Source organism: Helicobacter vulpis (assembly GCF_003660395.1).
GTDB lineage: Bacteria > Campylobacterota > Campylobacteria > Campylobacterales > Helicobacteraceae > Helicobacter > Helicobacter vulpis.
Window position 1 is genome coordinate 51,845 of record NZ_QXQT01000002.1, and the last position, 16,309, is coordinate 68,153.

Annotated in this window: 17 protein-coding genes; 10 read left to right on the forward strand and 7 right to left on the reverse strand. The window is 48.2% G+C overall.

Going from position 1 to position 16,309, the window contains the following annotated elements; all coding sequences use genetic code 11:
• Positions 1-32: 32 nt before the first annotated feature.
• A complete protein-coding gene (locus EAO38_RS00995; RefSeq protein WP_121020381.1) occupies positions 33-608 on the forward strand; it encodes a ribonuclease HII in 576 nt (191 codons plus the stop codon).
• Here the strand turns inward: EAO38_RS00995 and EAO38_RS01000 are convergent.
• The 7 genes from EAO38_RS01000 to acnB all read right to left on the reverse strand — a co-directional run bounded on the left by EAO38_RS01000 (position 605) and on the right by acnB (position 8,629).
• Positions 605-1,555 carry a D-2-hydroxyacid dehydrogenase gene (locus EAO38_RS01000; RefSeq protein WP_121020382.1) on the reverse strand — a complete coding sequence of 317 codons (951 nt, stop codon included), beginning with the start codon at positions 1,553-1,555 and terminating at the stop codon, positions 605-607. The genes EAO38_RS00995 and EAO38_RS01000 overlap by 4 nt on opposite strands.
• A gap of 10 nt (positions 1,556-1,565) precedes the next feature.
• Complete coding sequence (locus EAO38_RS09385) at positions 1,566-2,861, reverse strand: methyl-accepting chemotaxis protein (RefSeq protein WP_121020383.1); 1,296 nt, start codon at positions 2,859-2,861, stop codon at positions 1,566-1,568.
• 190 nt (positions 2,862-3,051) lie between these two features.
• The gene (locus EAO38_RS01010; protein WP_121020384.1) at positions 3,052-3,879 is read right to left on the reverse strand and encodes a cysteine ABC transporter substrate-binding protein; all 828 of its coding nucleotides are present in this window, start codon (positions 3,877-3,879) and stop codon (positions 3,052-3,054) included.
• Positions 3,880-3,929: 50 nt separating this feature from the next.
• Positions 3,930-4,673, reverse strand: a complete 744-nt coding sequence (locus EAO38_RS01015) for an amino acid ABC transporter ATP-binding protein (RefSeq protein ID WP_121020385.1) — start codon at positions 4,671-4,673, stop codon at positions 3,930-3,932.
• Positions 4,674-5,354 (reverse strand): amino acid ABC transporter permease, encoded by a 681-nt coding sequence (locus EAO38_RS01020; protein WP_121020386.1) that lies wholly within the window; start codon positions 5,352-5,354, stop codon positions 4,674-4,676.
• On the reverse strand, positions 5,348-6,004 hold the full coding sequence (locus EAO38_RS01025) for an amino acid ABC transporter permease (RefSeq protein WP_121020387.1): 657 nt from the start codon (positions 6,002-6,004) through the stop codon (positions 5,348-5,350). The genes EAO38_RS01020 and EAO38_RS01025 overlap by 7 nt, the downstream gene beginning before the upstream one ends.
• A 66-nt stretch (positions 6,005-6,070) precedes the next feature.
• A complete protein-coding gene (gene acnB / locus EAO38_RS01030; RefSeq protein WP_121020388.1) occupies positions 6,071-8,629 on the reverse strand; it encodes a bifunctional aconitate hydratase 2/2-methylisocitrate dehydratase in 2,559 nt (852 codons plus the stop codon).
• An 83-nt stretch (positions 8,630-8,712) separates the two neighbouring features.
• Between acnB and EAO38_RS01035 the strand changes: the two genes are divergently transcribed.
• From EAO38_RS01035 to EAO38_RS01075, 9 genes are all read left to right on the forward strand, one after another.
• Positions 8,713-9,450 (forward strand): hypothetical protein, encoded by a 738-nt coding sequence (locus EAO38_RS01035; protein WP_121020389.1) that lies wholly within the window; start codon positions 8,713-8,715, stop codon positions 9,448-9,450.
• 9 nt (positions 9,451-9,459) lie between these two features.
• The gene (locus EAO38_RS01040; RefSeq protein ID WP_121020390.1) at positions 9,460-10,587 is read left to right on the forward strand and encodes a hypothetical protein; all 1,128 of its coding nucleotides are present in this window, start codon (positions 9,460-9,462) and stop codon (positions 10,585-10,587) included.
• Between the two features lie 49 nt (positions 10,588-10,636).
• Positions 10,637-11,326 carry an MqnA/MqnD/SBP family protein gene (locus tag EAO38_RS01045; RefSeq protein ID WP_121020391.1) on the forward strand — a complete coding sequence of 230 codons (690 nt, stop codon included), beginning with the start codon at positions 10,637-10,639 and terminating at the stop codon, positions 11,324-11,326.
• Between the two features lie 171 nt (positions 11,327-11,497).
• A complete protein-coding gene (locus EAO38_RS01050; RefSeq protein WP_235852449.1) occupies positions 11,498-12,529 on the forward strand; it encodes a SurA N-terminal domain-containing protein in 1,032 nt (343 codons plus the stop codon).
• A 6-nt stretch (positions 12,530-12,535) separates the two neighbouring features.
• A complete protein-coding gene (locus EAO38_RS01055; protein ID WP_121020392.1) occupies positions 12,536-13,588 on the forward strand; it encodes a tetratricopeptide repeat protein in 1,053 nt (350 codons plus the stop codon).
• 8 nt (positions 13,589-13,596) lie between these two features.
• Positions 13,597-14,040, forward strand: coding sequence for a ribonuclease HI (rnhA, locus tag EAO38_RS01060; RefSeq protein ID WP_104752564.1), 444 nt, complete (start codon positions 13,597-13,599; stop codon positions 14,038-14,040).
• A complete protein-coding gene (rnc, locus tag EAO38_RS01065; RefSeq protein ID WP_121020393.1) occupies positions 14,034-14,711 on the forward strand; it encodes a ribonuclease III in 678 nt (225 codons plus the stop codon). The genes rnhA and rnc overlap by 7 nt, the downstream gene beginning before the upstream one ends.
• A complete protein-coding gene (gene aroC, locus EAO38_RS01070; RefSeq protein ID WP_121020394.1) occupies positions 14,708-15,763 on the forward strand; it encodes a chorismate synthase in 1,056 nt (351 codons plus the stop codon). Before rnc ends, aroC begins: the two co-directional genes overlap by 4 nt.
• Positions 15,753-16,307: a DUF2603 domain-containing protein gene (locus tag EAO38_RS01075; RefSeq protein WP_121020395.1), complete on the forward strand. Its 555-nt coding sequence runs from the start codon at positions 15,753-15,755 to the stop codon at positions 16,305-16,307. Before aroC ends, EAO38_RS01075 begins: the two co-directional genes overlap by 11 nt.
• Positions 16,308-16,309: the final 2 nt, after the last annotated feature.

Genomic DNA, 16,309 nt, shown 5'->3' on the forward strand with positions numbered 1-16,309 from the left:
GGGCATTATGAGGGCAAGGGGTTGCAACTAGCATGATTTTGGGCATAGATGAAGCAGGGCGAGGGTGTTGGTGTGGAAGCTTGTTTGTGGCGGGGGTGGTTTGCACGCAGAGTGTGGCTAACGCGTTTGTGCGCTTAGGACTCAAAGAGAGTAAACAACTCAGTAGAACCAAGCGCTTCACATTTGCCACACAAATCACCCAAGATCAGCGCATCCAAAGCGTGGTGGTGGCTAAAAGCGCGTTAGAAATCGATAGCAAGGGCTTGCGCGTGTGCATGCAAGAAGCCATCACACAGATCATTTTGCAGTTACCTACAACCAAGCATGTACGCCTAGATGGCAACACGCTTTTTAAGCTTGCATTTGAACACTTAGAGAGTTTTCAAGCCATCATTAAGGGAGATGATCAAATCTCCCAAATTGCGATGGCTTCCATCTTGGCTAAGGCGCATAAGGATAGAGAAATGCTAGAGTTAGATCAATCCTACCCTCATTATGGTTTTGCCAAACATTGTGGTTATGGCACGCGCGCGCATGCCCTAGCCATTGCCAAGCACGGACTTATTGACGCGCATCGCAAGAGCTTTAAAATACCCAAGTCTCATTAGGTGGACGCGCACGTTTTGAGATAAGCTTTTACATTCTCAATGGTGCCCGCGACAAGTTTTTTAATGGTGTCGCCATAACCCCACGCGATGTGGGGGGTGAGCAAAAGTTTATGTTGGATACTGGGGTCTAAAAAGGGGTGATTGGCGCGCATGGGTTCTTGTTCAAACACATCGGTACCGTAATAGAAATCTTGGGTTTTGAGTGCATGGGCGCACTCTTCCTCGTGTACAATCCCCCCACGCCCCACATTGATCAAGATCGCTTTCTCTTTTAAAAGGGGCAAATTAGAGGCGTTGATGAGATTATGGGTCTGTGCGTTGAGCGGGGCATGGATAGTGATCACATCGCTAGTTTTGAGCAGGGCATCTAGGGACCTTTGGGGGTGGGTGTCATCCTGATTGCGCCCACTTGTGGAGGTGTAGCTCACATGCGCGCCAAAACTACTAGCAATGCGGGCGACACTCTTGCCAATAGCACCCAGCCCAATAATCCCCCATTGCTTATTTTCCAGAGCGTATAGATCCTTGTTGAAATGGGTGAAAAGCTGGCTTGTGCAATACTCCCCGCTTTTGCAATAGCGATCGTAATAGGGCATGTTGGATAGAAATGTAAAGACCAGCGCGAAGGTGTGCATGGTAACGCTGTGGGTGGCATACCCCTCTACATTCTTGATTTGGATACCCAATTCTTGCGCACAGGCGTGATCAATAATGTTAGTCCCCGTGGCGGTTACACAGATGAGCTTGAGTTTGGGCAAGCTCCTCAGCGTGGGTGCGTCCATCACAACCTTATTGATGATGACAATCTGGGCATCTTGACAGCGCTCTAGTACCAATTCTTGAGGTGTACTAGGATAAGAGATCAAATCTACAAATTCTTCTAGGGGGGCGAGTTTGTTGGTACGCCCTAAAGAATCCCCCTCTAACATCACCGCTTTAATTTTCATCTGCTCTCCCTTATGCGCCAACTTCCATGCGCTGGGCTACTTTGTCGCTGGCTTCTTTGATCTTCTCCATCAAGGCCTTGCTCTGCTCAGACAATTCCACGGTTTTATCTGAAGCCTCCATCCCGGCCGTGATATGCCCCACCACTTGGGAAGTGATCTCACGAATCGAGCCGATGATCGCCCCGATCTCTGCGACCGATTTGCCCGTTCTCTCGGCTAGTTTGCGCACTTCATCAGCCACCACCGCAAACCCGCGCCCATGTTCACCCGCGCGCGCGGCCTCTATGGCGGCGTTCAAGGCTAATAAATTGGTTTGATCGGCGATGTCTTTAATGGTCTGGGTGATAGAAGAGATGGATTCAGATTGCGCGCTCAAGGTGTTGACTAAATCCGTGCTATTGCGCATGGTGTCTGCGACACTTTGGATATTGGCAGTCGTCTTTTCTACCATCGTGCTCCCCTCATCGGTGAGCCGTTGGTTCTCCTTAATGAGCTCTAAAGTCATGGCCAGTTTGTCCTTCGTGTTGTCCTCTTTTGTGGTAACATCGCGCGCGATTTTGATGATTTTATACACCTTGCCCTGATCGTCAAAGACGGGGTTATAAGTGCCCTCCAAATACACCACTTTCCCGCTCTTAGTGATGCGCTTAAAGGTGGAGGCTATAAACTCTCCGGCGCGCAATTTGTCCTGATTATTCTTGTAAGTGGAGGTTTTGGTGTATTCGGGGTCGCAAAACATGGCATGGTACTTGCCCTTGACCTCATTGAGGGTATAGCCCATTAATCTCAAAAAATTCTCATTGGCATCAAGTACATTGACTTGGGGATCAAATTCCACCATCAACATCGAGCGATTCACGGCATCGTAAACCGCTTTCAAATCATTATGTTCTAGCACCCGAGGGGTAACATCGGAGGCGAATTTTAAGATCTTGTAGAGCTTGCCTTGAGCATCCACTACGGGCGTGTAACTGGCCTCTAAGAAGACAACCTTACCCCCCTTAGCGGCGCGTTTAAAAGTGCCACATCGGTGTTGCCCGGATTTCAAAGTATCCCAGTGTGCAGAATATTCCGAACTGTTCACATGTTCGGGGTCGCAGAACAAAGAATGGGGCTTTCCCTTGATCTCCTCTAAAGAATAGCCCATGAGATTTAAGAACTTCTCATTGGCGCTGATGACCTTATGATCGAGATCAAATTCCACCATCGCGCAGGATTTATTAATGGCTTCATGGACGGCTTTTAATTCGTGGTGCTCTTCAGTTACGCCGCGCGCGTTTTCATTGTCTTTTCTCTTGAAAAGCATGAGAGACTCCTTTCTTAAAGATAATTCCTATTATTATAAGACTCATTAAGGACGACATACCTTAACTATGCCCATTGTATTACATCTCTATTAACATTACTACAATCGTAGAGTAAGTAATATCGGCAGTCCTTAAGGGGCAACGCGCCCCAACTGGGGGGGGGGGGGGGGGGGAAGGGGTGCCAGATCATTAAAAAATCACACTTTTAGGGTCTAACTCATCCCCATAGACAGGTTTGAGAGTCGCGTCATATGCCTCTTTGATAAACCCGCTCTTAATAAGAGTGTCGATCTCTTTATCCAACCACTCTAACAAAGTTTTATTACCCTTCTTCACTGCGGGGGCGATCACCTCTTGATCCCCCAAACTGGGGATTCCCACCTTGAACTCGGGGTTTTTCTTCACCCATGCAAATAAAAGCGTGTTGTCATGGGCTAGGGCTACCCCGCGGTTGTTCTTGAGCGCTAGAAAGGTTTCGGTATTTTGATCGTATTTGAGCAAGGAAATGCTAGGATAGTTTTTAGAAAAGTAAAAATCCGCTGTAGTGCCCTTGTTCACAATCAAGGGCTTGCCCTTGAGATCGTCCACACTCTTGATCACCCCATCTTTAGAGACCACCCCCAAAGCAACCTTCATATAGGGTTTGGCAAAATCCACCACCGCCTCTCTCTCCTTAGTTTTGGTGAAGTTGGCCATGATCACATCCACTTTTTTAGACTTCAAAAACTCCACCCTAGCGGCCGCTTCTACCGGGATAAACTGGATTTTATTTTCATCGCCCAAGAGATCTTTGGCCATGCGTTTGGCGATGTAGACATCAAAACCCTGATATTGTCCCTTGCTATCCACATACCCAAAGGGAGGTTTGTCGCTAAACACCCCTACCTTGAGCACCCCACGCTTTTTAATGAGCGCAAGGGCATCTTTTTTGGCCTGTGTCTTATGATCGGAACATCCCGCTAGGGCCAAACCCACCACCGCCAACAAAATTCCAAAACCCTTGGCCCATGCCCGCATCTAATTCTCCTTAAAATGAAATTAAAAAAGACCTTTCTAGCATAAGAAACTCAACAATCCCCTAAGAAATTAAAAATTTCTAAAAATTTCTGCGCGCGTTCAGACTTTGGATTTTCAAAAAAGGCATTTGGATCGTTTTCCTCCACCACCACGCCCTGATCAAAAAACACAATTCTATGCGCCACTTTGCGGGCAAACTTCATTTCATGGGTAACAATAACCATACTCATGCCCTCATGAGCTAACTCTAAAATGACTTCTAACACCTCTTTCACCATCTCAGGATCGAGACTAGCGGTAACCTCATCAAAGAGCATGATCTCTGGTTGCATGCACAGCGCGCGCACAATGGCCACTCTTTGCTTTTGCCCCCCGCTTAACTCTCGCGGGTAGGCCCCCTTTTTGTGTTCTAACCCCACGCGCTTTAAAAGGGCGATCGCCTGCTCTTGCACTTCCTCTTTGGCGCGTTTTTGCACCTTGAGAGGGGCTAATAAAATGTTTTGCAACACGCTTAAATGCGGGAATAATTCGTAATTTTGAAACACCATGCCAATCTTTTGGCGTATTTGATTCCAATTGGTCTTGGGCGCGCTGATCTCTTGATGATTAAAGAAAATCTGCCCCCCTTGGATTTCTTCTAAGCCATTCAAACACCTTAAAAAGGTGCTTTTTCCACACCCACTAGGCCCTAAAATCACCACCGCCTCCCCCTTGTTGAGACTAAAATCAATGCCCTTTAACACCACATGATCACCATAATACTTTTGTAATTGGATGGTTTGCAAAATTGCCATTTAGCCTCGATGGTGTTGGTATTTTCTCTCTAGGCGTTGGCTCAAATAAGAGAGGGGATAGCAAAGCACAAAGTAGAGTACAAAGATCAAGCCATAGACATAAAAACTCGCGCTAGGGATTTTCAACAAATTGATCTCAATGAGCTGTTGGCCTACCTTGAGCAACTCCACTGCCCCAATGAGCGACATTAAGGCGGTGGTTTTGATGATACGGCTAAATAAGTTAATGCTAGCAGGCATTAGGGCTAAGAAAGCTTGGGGGAAGATAACTAGCCAAATTATCTGGGTTTGGCTTAAACCTAGTGCGCGCGCGCTCTGGATCTGGTGCATGCTTACAGAAGTGAGCGCGCCTCTGGTTAAATCCATCATCTCAGCCACTCCCCATGCCCCAAAGACAATAATACTTGCCCAAAGCGCATGTAAATGCCAGCCAAACAAAGTCGCCGATCCAAAAAAAACTAAGAAGAGCCACACCAAAAGCGGAACAACGCGCACACTCTCCAAGTACACCCGGCACAAGAATTTCACCCAACGCCCCCCAAAAGCCATCAACACCCCTAAAGCGACCCCTCCCACCATAGAAATCATAATGGAGATCAGCGCCACCTCTAAGGTGGTGAGCAACCCTGCGCCCAAGCGGGCTAGATTGTCTAAATCTAAAAGTATCAATCCCTCTAGCACACCCGCCTCTTATAATATTTCTCCAACCCCACAAAAAGCGCGCTCAAGGGCAAGATCGCGAGCAAATAAGCCAACACCAATAAGATCAACGCCTCATTGGTTTTATAATAAATGCCTATCACATCTTTAGCTACAAACATCACATCCACCAAAGCGATCGCGCTCACGACAGAACTTTCTTTGAGTAAAAAAATCACATTAGCCCCCAAAGAGGGCAAAGAGATCGCTAGACTTTGGGCAAAGAGCACATGTTTTAATGCCTGCAAACGGGTTAGCCCTAAACTGAGCGCGGATTCTAATTGTACTTTAGGCAGCGCCTTTAGCCCCAGTAAAAAGCTTTCTGCCATATACCCCCCGCCCAAAAACGCGATCCCTACCACCGCGCAAGTCTTCGCGCTTAAAGAAAAACCTATTTCATTGAGCCCATAATAAAGGAAGAAAAGTTGGATGAGTAAGGGTGTGTTGCGCGCGATCTGCACATACGCGCCCAAGGGTTTGCTCCAAAAACCCGGAAAGTAAAGCCCCAATGCGCTTAAAAAACCCACCCCCAGCGCGCCCACAATGCCAGCCAAAGAAATATACAAGGTGAGCCAAAGCCCCCACCCAAAGGCGGGCAGGACATGGTACATAAATTGCCAATCCAAATCCACAACGCAACCCTTTCATAAAAACCCCCTATCTTAGGGAAAATAGCTAAGGTTGCGCTTAAAGGCTCTTTAAAGTGCCATGGGCTCCATGAGGTGAAAATTCATATAGCGATAAATCTCCTCGCGGCGCGCTTCTAGCTTTTCAGCCACTAATCCTAGATACTCGCTAGGGGTAGGGATTTTACCCAAAAGCGCACACACCGCCCCCAGCTCCGCACTGCCCAAATACACCTGCGCGCCCTTGCCCATGCGGTTGTCAAAATTGCGCGTAGAAGTGGAGAACACCACGGCATTATCGCGCACCCGTGCTTGATTGCCCATGCACAAGCTACACCCCGGCACCTCTGTGCGCGCCCCAGCAGCCCCAAAGATGGAAAAATAGCCCTCTTTGATGAGTTGTTGCTCGTCCATCTTAGTGGGGGGCACCACCCAAAGGCGAATAGGGGATGCCCCTGCCCCCTTGACGATTTCGCCAAAGGCTCTAAAATGCCCAATATTGGTCATACAACTCCCAATAAAGACCTCATCAATCTTTTGGGGGCGTTTGGGGTTATTGAGCACTTCACTTAAAGTCGCCACATCGTCCGGGTCGTTAGGGCATGCCAAAATGGGCTCTGTGATCTCATTAAGATCGATCTCAATCACGGCGGCGTACTCCGCATCTGGATCGGGCTCTAATAACACGGGGTTATCAATCCACGCCTGCATTTTTTGCGCCCGCCTTTTGAGGGTTTCTTTGTGCTCGTAGCCACTGGCAATCATCTGCTCAATGAGCTGAATGTTTGAGCTCAAATACTCAATGATAGGCTCTTTATTGAGTCGCACGGTGCAGGCGGCAGCACTCCTCTCGGCGCTCGCATCGCTAAACTCAAAAGCCTGTTCAATCTTGATATTGCCCAAGCCCTCGATCTCTAAAATCTTGCCATTGAAGATATTTTTCTTGCCCTTTTTCTCCACAGTGAGTAAGCCCTGCTTAATGGCGTAGTAGGGGATGGCATTGACCAAGTCTCTTAGGGTGATGCCCGGTTGCATTTCTCCCTTAAAGCGCACCAACACGGATTGGGGCATATTCAAGGGCATGGTGCCTGTAACCGCAGCAAAAGCCACTAATCCACTCCCAGCAGGGAAACTAATCCCAATGGGGAAACGCGTATGGCTATCCCCCCCCGTGCCTAGTGTATCGGGCAAGCCCATGCGATTGAGCCAAGAGTGAATAATCCCATCTTTAGGCTTGAGCGCCACCCCGCCTCTACTGGTAAAAAACTCCGGCAAAGTGGCTTGCAAACTCACATCGGAGGGTTTAGGATAGGCAGCCGTGTGGCAGAAAGATTGCAAGACAAAATCGGCTTCAAAGCTAAGGCTGGCAAGTTCTTTAACCTCATCGCGAGTCATCGCCCCCGTGGTGTCTTGACTGCCCACAGTGGTGGTGATGGGCTCGCAATAAGCCCCGGGGCGCACACCCTCAAGGGCGCACGCACGCCCGACCATTTTTTGGGCTAGGGTGTAGCCTTTATGACTCTCTGCGGGTTGTTGGGGTTTGGCAAAGACTTCTGAGGGACCTAGCCCTAAGGATTTGCGCGCCTTGTTGGTCAAGCCCCGCCCAATGATCAAGGCGATACGCCCCCCGGCGCGGTATTCATCGGCTAGGGTGGTGGGCTCGAGTTTAAAGGTGCTCACCACCTGCCCCTGCTTGTAAATCTCACCCTTGTAAGGATACACCTCAATAATGTCGCCCTCATGCAAGTCTTTCACATCGGCAACTAGGGGCAGTGCGCCACTATCTTCACAAGTGGCAAAGAAAATCGGGGCAATGACCCCCCCAATCACCACGCTCCCCGTGCGCTTATTGGGCACATAGGGAATATCTTGTCCAAAATGCCACATGATGGAGTTAGTCGCGCTCTTGCGGGAGCTCCCCGTGCCCACCACATCGCCCACATACACTACCGGCACGCCCTTAGACTTGATATTGGCTAACCTCTCTTGGTAATTCTCTATGCGGTTTTTGAGCATGGCATTAGCGTGTAGGGGGATGTCGCTACGGGTAAAGGCATCGCTAGCCGGACTCAAATCGTCCGTATTGGTCTCCCCATCAATTTTAAGCACGCACAGCTCCAGCTTTTCAGGCAGGGCGGGTTTATTCAAAAACCACTCGGCATTTGCCCACGACTCTAAAACCTCTTTGGCTAGAGCGTTGCTCTTACTTAAGTTAGCGATGGTTTCAAAAGAGTTATAGACTAAAAGCGTGGATTTTAACGCCTTGCAGGCTTGCTTGGCGATTGCAACATCGCTACTTTGCAGGGCTTCTATTAGGGGCGCAACATTATAGCCCCCTAGCATGGTGCCTAGATACTCCACCGCCTCTAAGGGGCTAAAGTGCGCGCACTCTATTTTTTTAAGCGCAATCTGACCTAGAAACTGCGCCTTGACTTGTGCGCCCTCATCCACGCCCGGGCTCACGCGCTGAATCAATAAATCCTTAGCTAAGGCGCATTCTTGCATGTCTTTAGAGTGCAAAAGAATGTCTAGCACGCTTTTAACCTGTTTGGCATTCAAGGGTAGGGGGGGGATATTCTCTTGTGCGCGCTCCTGCTCGATGGTTTTGTATTCTTGGATGAATGTTTGCATACAACTCCTTGATAAAATAATGTCCGTCATAGTATATAATAATTTGAAACACTTGTAGAGTGCATGGCTTTAAGGATGATTTGATGTCTAATCTAGTTAAAATGCTCCCTCTAACTTGGCTAGCTTGCCAAATCCTCTTGGCTGACCCCCTAGATTTTAACACCCAATTTGAAATTCTAAAACAGGTGCGCTTGCACGCCCCCCTCCCCTTTCAAGCTCTCTTGGTGCAAGATCGCCACACAAAAATCCAGCAAGTGTTCTTAGCCGATTTGAAGAGCCCTTTAAAGGTGCAACTAAGCGAGGGCTTCATTTTGCCTAATAAAGAGGACAGCGCGCGGCTCAGGCAAATGCGCCGCCTAGCCATCAAACATAATTTTTTCACCAAACACAGCAAAGATTTTAAGACCTTGATCAAGACATTGCCCTATAACAATGTCATCACCCTAGAACCTCTATCCGAACATGCCTCTAAGGAGTTTGTCTTGATTGTGAAGGGAGGGTTAAATGAAAAGTTGGTTTCTAAGCTAGCAGATAGGCTTAAAAACGCGCGGGTGTATCTGGTGTTGTTGGGCGCATTTCCAAACGAGGAGGGGCAGGAGGACGACTCCTTTGATGCCGCCGCCTACCTCAAAGGCTTGCACATCACTGCTAGCACGCTAAAAAAACTCGCGCTCTTGAAGTTAGGTCTGCAAAATGTGAGTATAGACCCTCTAAAAGAGCCCTTTTTGGATCGCATCCAAGAGAATGTAGGTGTAGCGTCCGAACTGGGTTTGTTAGAGGGCATTGGTCCCTATTTGCCTTTATTTTATGAAATCCACTAAAGGAGTCTGATGCGTCTTGTCTGGTTATGCGTATGCGCTTTTGCTCTCTTAAGAAGTGCGGATTTAAGCGATGCACGCCTCTTAGAGATGACCCGTTTAGACAGCGCGTTTAATGTGCGTATTTTGCAAAACAAAGAGAAAATTTTCACCGTTGTAGCTAATAGCAAGAGCGACAAAGTTTATGCTGTTGAGGATTTTTTAAAGCGCGCCACACCCAAACAAAAAGCCTTTATCCAAGCGCGTATGCAAGAGGCGCGCGCTCTAGCTGCTACGCCCCCTAAAATCAAGCACCTCTTCAACGAAAGAATGAGTGAGAGTCAATATAATGATGAAGATGATGTGTTCATTCCTATGCATGTGGCTCTTTTATCCTTAAAGCCCCTACCCGGGACCAATTTTCAGATCGCCACCATCAAGGATTATGCACTAGCGCATAACGCTGAATTTTATGGGCAACAAACCCCCACCTACAGCACATGGCTTTTAGATCAAAACTTGAGTTTTGCCATCCGCCTTGAGCGCGCTTTTGGACCCAAGCAAGCCCTTGAAGAGATGACAAAAAGTATCCAATGGGCAAAAGAAGCCAGTGACCGCTATTACACCCATGATTTTAACACCCTCTTTGATCGCATCCCCAAGTCTAGTATCATCACTTTGCGCTCCAAAAACCCCCATGCTAAGCAACTCTACATCCTTTTAGCCACTGATAACGGCAAGAGTCTTAGCAGCGAAATGCGCGCCTACAAGCACAGCCTAGAGATCGTGAAGAACTTACCCCAAATGCTCAAAAACGCGACCCTCCACCTAGTGCCCACACAGAGCAAATGGACTTACGATACTCAGTACATAGAAGTTATGATTCAAAAAGCCCATTGTCTCAAGGACAACCACGCAAAAATCGCGTGGATTCAAGAGGTTTATAACGCCTTGACCCGTAGCGGTGAATACAGGGGTTGTTGGGACAGAGCAACTTATCTTGGAGACAAGTTTTGTAGCATTGCACCCAGTTGCCCCGCTTTAAAAGATTATGCAGAACAACAAGAATGGCTAGAGATCTTTTTTGGGCAGGGGGCTTGTGGGGATGGCGTGAAAGATTGGCATCCCCTGCCCATCGTCTATGAATACAAAGAGGATTGAGGGGTTTAAGCGTGGGCTTTTGGGGTAGAATAGGGTAAAAAGGTTTGGCATGCGTTTTGGTAAGATCGCGTATTTGAATCTACTCCCCTTTGATGTGTTCATCAAAGCCTATCCCCTCCCTCTCTCAGGCTTTAAAACCTTTTTGCACTTGAGAAAAACCTATCCTGCCAAACTCAACCGGGATTTTCTCTTTAGGCGCATTGATGCGGGCTTTATCTCTTCTATTGCCAGCTTGCGCGCCCCACACGCCCTAGATTGTGGGATCATCGCTTCTAAGCAGGTGCGCAGTGTGCTCTGTGTGCTAGAATCTAACACTCCCGATCATGAGTCGGCCACCTCTAACGCGCTCACGCAAGTTTTGGGGCTCAAGGGACGAGTTTTGATCGGAGATAAGGCTTTGCGCTTTTATCACCACAGCGCGCGTAAGGATTTTGTAGATTTGGCTTCGTTGTGGTGGGCTAAAACCCATCTCCCCTTTGTCTTTGGGCGGCTGTGTGCCAATCGCCACCGCGCCCTTTACCAGCGCATTGCCCGGGGGTTTGTGCGCCAAAAAGTCAAAATCCCCCACTACATCCTAGAACAACACGCCCTAAAAAGCGCGCTTTCTAGAGGACAAATTTTAGACTATCTCAAAGACATTAGCTACAAAATTGGGAGCAAAGAGAGGCGATCCCTCTTTTTATTTGGTCGCGCCCTGCGCTTTAAACACCTCAACCCTCCCCAACGATTCAAGGGCTAGTCTATAGAATCTTTCGGCCTTCTTTGGGCATTTGCTCTTGATAGCCACGTGAATCGCGTTCCCACGCCAAAAGCTAACTAGGACTTTATTGGTTTGAGGGATAACCTTGCTTAATCTTATTCTTAGGGCTATTATATTACACTGCTAGAAAATCCATATTAGAGAAAGAGATTGTTACAAACACGTTTTTCCCCCCTTGTGCTGTCTATGATGGTTGCGCTTATGTGTACCAGCATACAGGCAGCAGGTTCTAAAGTGGAGTCTGTGAGTGGCGAGCAGGGGTCTGGGAGCAAAAATCTAGACAAACAGATTCGCCAATCCATCAGCCAAACCCCCAACAACCCCAAAGAAGTACCTCCCAAAGAAGAAAATCCTCAAAGCAAGTCCCCCCAAACAGATGATTTTGTAGAAGATCGCAAAGATGGCATTGTGGGCGGGATTGCTATCACGGTCAATAACGCCCCCATCACTCTTTATCAAATCGAGATGCAGGAAAAAGAGCACCATGTCAGCCGCCAACAGGCCATTAACACGCTCATTTTGCAACGCATCCAAGCCCAAGAAATTAAGCGGCTTAAAATTGATATTGAGGACGATAAAATCGATGCCGAGATCGAGAACATCGCCAAACACAATGGCATGAGTGTGAATGACTTCATGCGCACCTTGGCAAGTGAGGGGATTAACCCAGTAACTTATAAGGAACAATTGAAAAAACAACTAGAAACTAGGGAATTGCTGAGGAATATCTTGCTCTTCAATGTCAATACCCGCAACGAGACAAAAATGCGCGAGTATTACAACTCCCATAAAAGTGAATTCAGCGTACCTAGTGAGATTCTCACCACACGCTACACCGCTCAAGACACCCAAACCCTCACCAAAGCTCTAGAAAATAGGGATTTAGATGTACCCGGGGTTACTAAAGTGGAAGAGAAGATCAATGTCAAGGCCTTAAACCCCCAAATCGCCCAAATGTTCTTGAGTACCAAGGAGCACACTTTTACGCCTATCTTGAACGCGGGAGGGGGGAATTTTGTCTCTTTCTACATCAAAGAAAAATTAGGAAAAGAGGAGGTTTCTTTCAATCAGGCGCGCAATTTCATCGCTAACAAGCTCATCGAAGAACAACAGGATAAAATCTTAGCGGAGTATTACGAAAAATTACGCGTCAAGGCAAAAATCAAATTTTTGCGCCAGTAGCCTCGCGTGGAGCAATTAGCCTATGTCTACAAGGATTCGCTCTTCAGTGTGGCGATTCTCATCGCTGTGATCGGGGCGGTGATCTTGATCGATCATTTCCGCTCTCTATTCAAGCATAAAAAGAATCTCAAGGCACTCAACGCCCTTTCTCTCTCTTATGCGCCCATTGATCTAGCCTTTGAGGTGCAACAACTTCTAGCCAAAGAACAAGAGAGCGCCTCAGAAGTGTTGGGGATCAAAACTTGGCTTTTTCTAGCCAAGCACTATAGCAGCCATGGCAGTGGGGAACAGGCCATCACCATTTACCTTGCCTTACTCTCCAAATACCCCAAAGATCGCGTCACGCTTTTAAAGAATTTAGCCCAGACTTATATTGCCATGGGCTATGTGCAAAAGGCGCATGACATTTTAATAGAGGTGTTGCGTATCGAGCCTAGAAATATCGACGCGCTTAAAGAGATGGTGCGCGTGTATGAGATGTTATGCGCGCCTCAAAAGGCCCTAGAAGTCTTAGAATGTCTGCATGAACTAGAGGCAGAAGGGCTGTTAGAAACCTATCACTACCTGCAAATGCAAATCTTGATGCAAGAGGATCTCGCCCTTGCCGATCGCAGTGGGCGTATCCTAGCCCTAGGGCACAAACACAAGAATCTCTACAAACTCGCCCTAGGGCATTGCAAGACCTACCATAGAGCCTTGTTTTTACAAGAATTGCCCCGCTTGCAAAGGGGCATGGAGTGCGTGGATTTGCTTTGGGATTTAGAATTTGCAGAAATCCAACCCCTATTAGCCCAACTTAGCCCGCAAGTGCGCGAAATTTTTGTGGCTAAGGGCTTTATAGAGGGCGCATGCGCGCATTTGCAATTGGAGGTCTTCCACACCTTTAAGGACAAATACCCCATCAATTTGAACTTTAGCTACCAGTGCAACGCGTGTAAAAATCTCTCTCCCTTTGAGAGTTACCGCTGTGTGATCTGTGGGGTGTTGGGGGTAAAAGAAGTCGTGCTCAATTTGAGTACCCAAGTTTCAGACTACAGCCAACAACTCAATCTCAATTAGGAGGAAGGATGAAGGCAGTAGAACTCTTTTGCGATGGATCGGCTTTGGGCAACCCGGGTGCGGGGGGTTATTGTGCGATCTTGCGCTATCAAGGTCAAGAAAAAATCATCACCGGGGGCGCGTCTTACACCACCAATAACCGCATGGAGTTAAGCGCGCTCAATGCGGGGCTCAAAGCCCTCAAAGAACCCTGTAAGATCGCACTTTATAGCGATTCTACTTATGTGTGTCATGGCATTGCCAAATGGCTAAAAGCATGGCAGGCTAGAAATTTTGCTAAGGTTAAGAATGTGGATTTATGGCAGGAGTTTTTAAAGGTGTCTGCCTCCCATCACATCACCCCCCATTGGATCAGAGGGCATAGCGGGCATCTAGAAAATGAACGCTGTGATGCCCTAGCCAAACAAGAGGCGTTGGCTTACCAAGCCCATAATAAAGGAGTTTCATGTTAAATCGCTTGCAAGAATTACTAGGGTATGTCTTTCAAAACCCCGCCTTATTACAGCAAGCCCTCACCCATAAGAGCACGAAGACGCACGCCAATAACGAGAGGCTAGAGTTTTTAGGCGATGCTGTACTAGACTTGGTGGTGGCAGAAATTTTATTTGCGCGCTTTGCAGACCTCCAAGAGGGCGATCTCTCTAAAATGCGCGCGGCATTGGTGAATGAAAAGGCGTTTTTCAAGCTCGCCTCTTACTTGCGCCTGCAAGATTATATTCTCATCTCTCCAGCAGAAGCCAATAACCACGGGCACACCAAACCCTCCATTCTAGCTAACGCCTTTGAAGCCTTGATGGGGGCGATCTATTTGGAGAGCGGGTTAGAGCCGGTGAAAACCTTGATGAGTCGTTTTTTAGACAGCCTCTATCCTGATCTCTCTTTGAAAAGCACTTTTATGGATTACAAAAGCGCGTTGCAAGAGCTCACCCAAGCGCGCTTTAAAGTCGTGCCCACCTACACACTCAAAAGCGAAAGCGGACCCGATCATGCCAAACAATTTGAAATGCAGATCTTCATTTTAGACAAACTCTATGGCACTTGCACCGCTAAGAGTAAGAAGGAAGCCCAACAACTTTGCGCCCAAATGGCGTATCAACAACTCCGCATGGAGGGGAGCGCATGAGCTTGGTACTGCGCACCTTTGGCGAATCGCATGGGGCGATGGTGGGGGGCGTGTTAGAGGGCGTGCCTGCCGGGCTAAAACTAGACTTGGATTTTATCCAAACAGAGGTCAATAGGCGTAAAAGCGTGAACGCCTTCACCACCCCCCGCCAAGAGGAGGACAAGATTGAGATTGTGAGTGGGGTCTTTGAGGGGGTGAGCACGGGCGCGCCCATCGGGCTCTTGGTGCACAATAAAAATGTGCGCTCTAAAGACTACGACACGCTCAAAGAAACTTTTCGCCCCGGGCACGCCGATTTTACCACCTTTGCCAAATACGGCATTCGCGATCATAGGGGCGGGGGGCGTAGCTCGGCTAGAGAGAGCGTGATCAAAGTGGGTGCAGGGGCGATTGCCAAATTGCTTTTAAAAGAAGTGGGCATAGAGGTGGCTAGCGGGGTCTTTGGTGTGGGGGGAGTGCAGGCTGAAGAGCTAGACTTTGAACACGCGCTAAGTAGCCCTATTTTCAGCCTAGATAAAAACGCCCAAGAAGCCCAACAAGAGGCGATCTTGCACGCCAAAAGGGCGGGGGATAGTTTGGGAGGGGTGGTGTTGGTGCGCGCGCACGGGCGCACCTTGCTGGGTTTGGGCGAATTTGCTGATCGCCTAGATGCGCGCATTGCCTATGCAATGATGGGGCTCAATGGGGTGAAGGGGGTTTTTATTGGCAAGCCCCAAGCTGCGAGCATGCAGGGGAGCGCGTATAATGACGCGCTAGGCTTGCATGGGTTTAAAAGCAATTCTTGCGGGGGGGTGCTAGGAGGGTTTGGCAATGGGTCGGATTTAGTGGTGTGGGTGCATTTCAAGCCCACTTCTAGCATCGCCCTGCCCCAAGAGAGCATCACCACCCAAGCAGAGCCCACGCAAATTACCCTTAAGGGCAGGCATGACCCCTGTATTGCCATTCGGGGGAGTGTGGTGTGTGCGAGTTTATTAGCCTTGATTTTGGGGGATTTTGTGTTGAGCAACACGCATGCGCGCCTCAATCAGATCAAGGCATGTTATGGCTATTAGGGATTTTGTGCTAAAATGGGGGCAAAAGGTGGCAGATATGAACAACACTTCTCAAACTAGATTGAATCCTAGCGACATGCAAGAAATTTATCAGAGTTTAGAATCGGGTAAAAACAAGGTGTGCGCCAAGCGCATCGCGCCTAACCAAATGCTCTTAGAATCCCAAGAGGGCACTTTGGACACCAAAGAGGCATGGTTTGTACAAGACGAGCAGGATCGCCGCTTTGTTGTGGTGCCTGAGGTTTTATTGCAATACATTGTACAGGTGATCCAGAGGGCGTATGAAGAGAAGGTCATGGTAGAGTTGGAGCGCGACATGGCCACGCTCACCCCCATAGACTTCAAGGACGCGATGGCGGTCGCGTTTAAAAAATTGGAGGCGATGCGCGGGAGCGATGGGAGCTTGCCTAAAATCTCTTCACTAGATTTCGTCAGACAGCTCAAAAGGCAACACCCCAATTTGTTTTTTAACTTGGCTGAGTTTTTGGAGTCCAAGCAGGACGATCCTCTAGATTTGGAAAATATAGAGAACATCCCCTTTTAGCC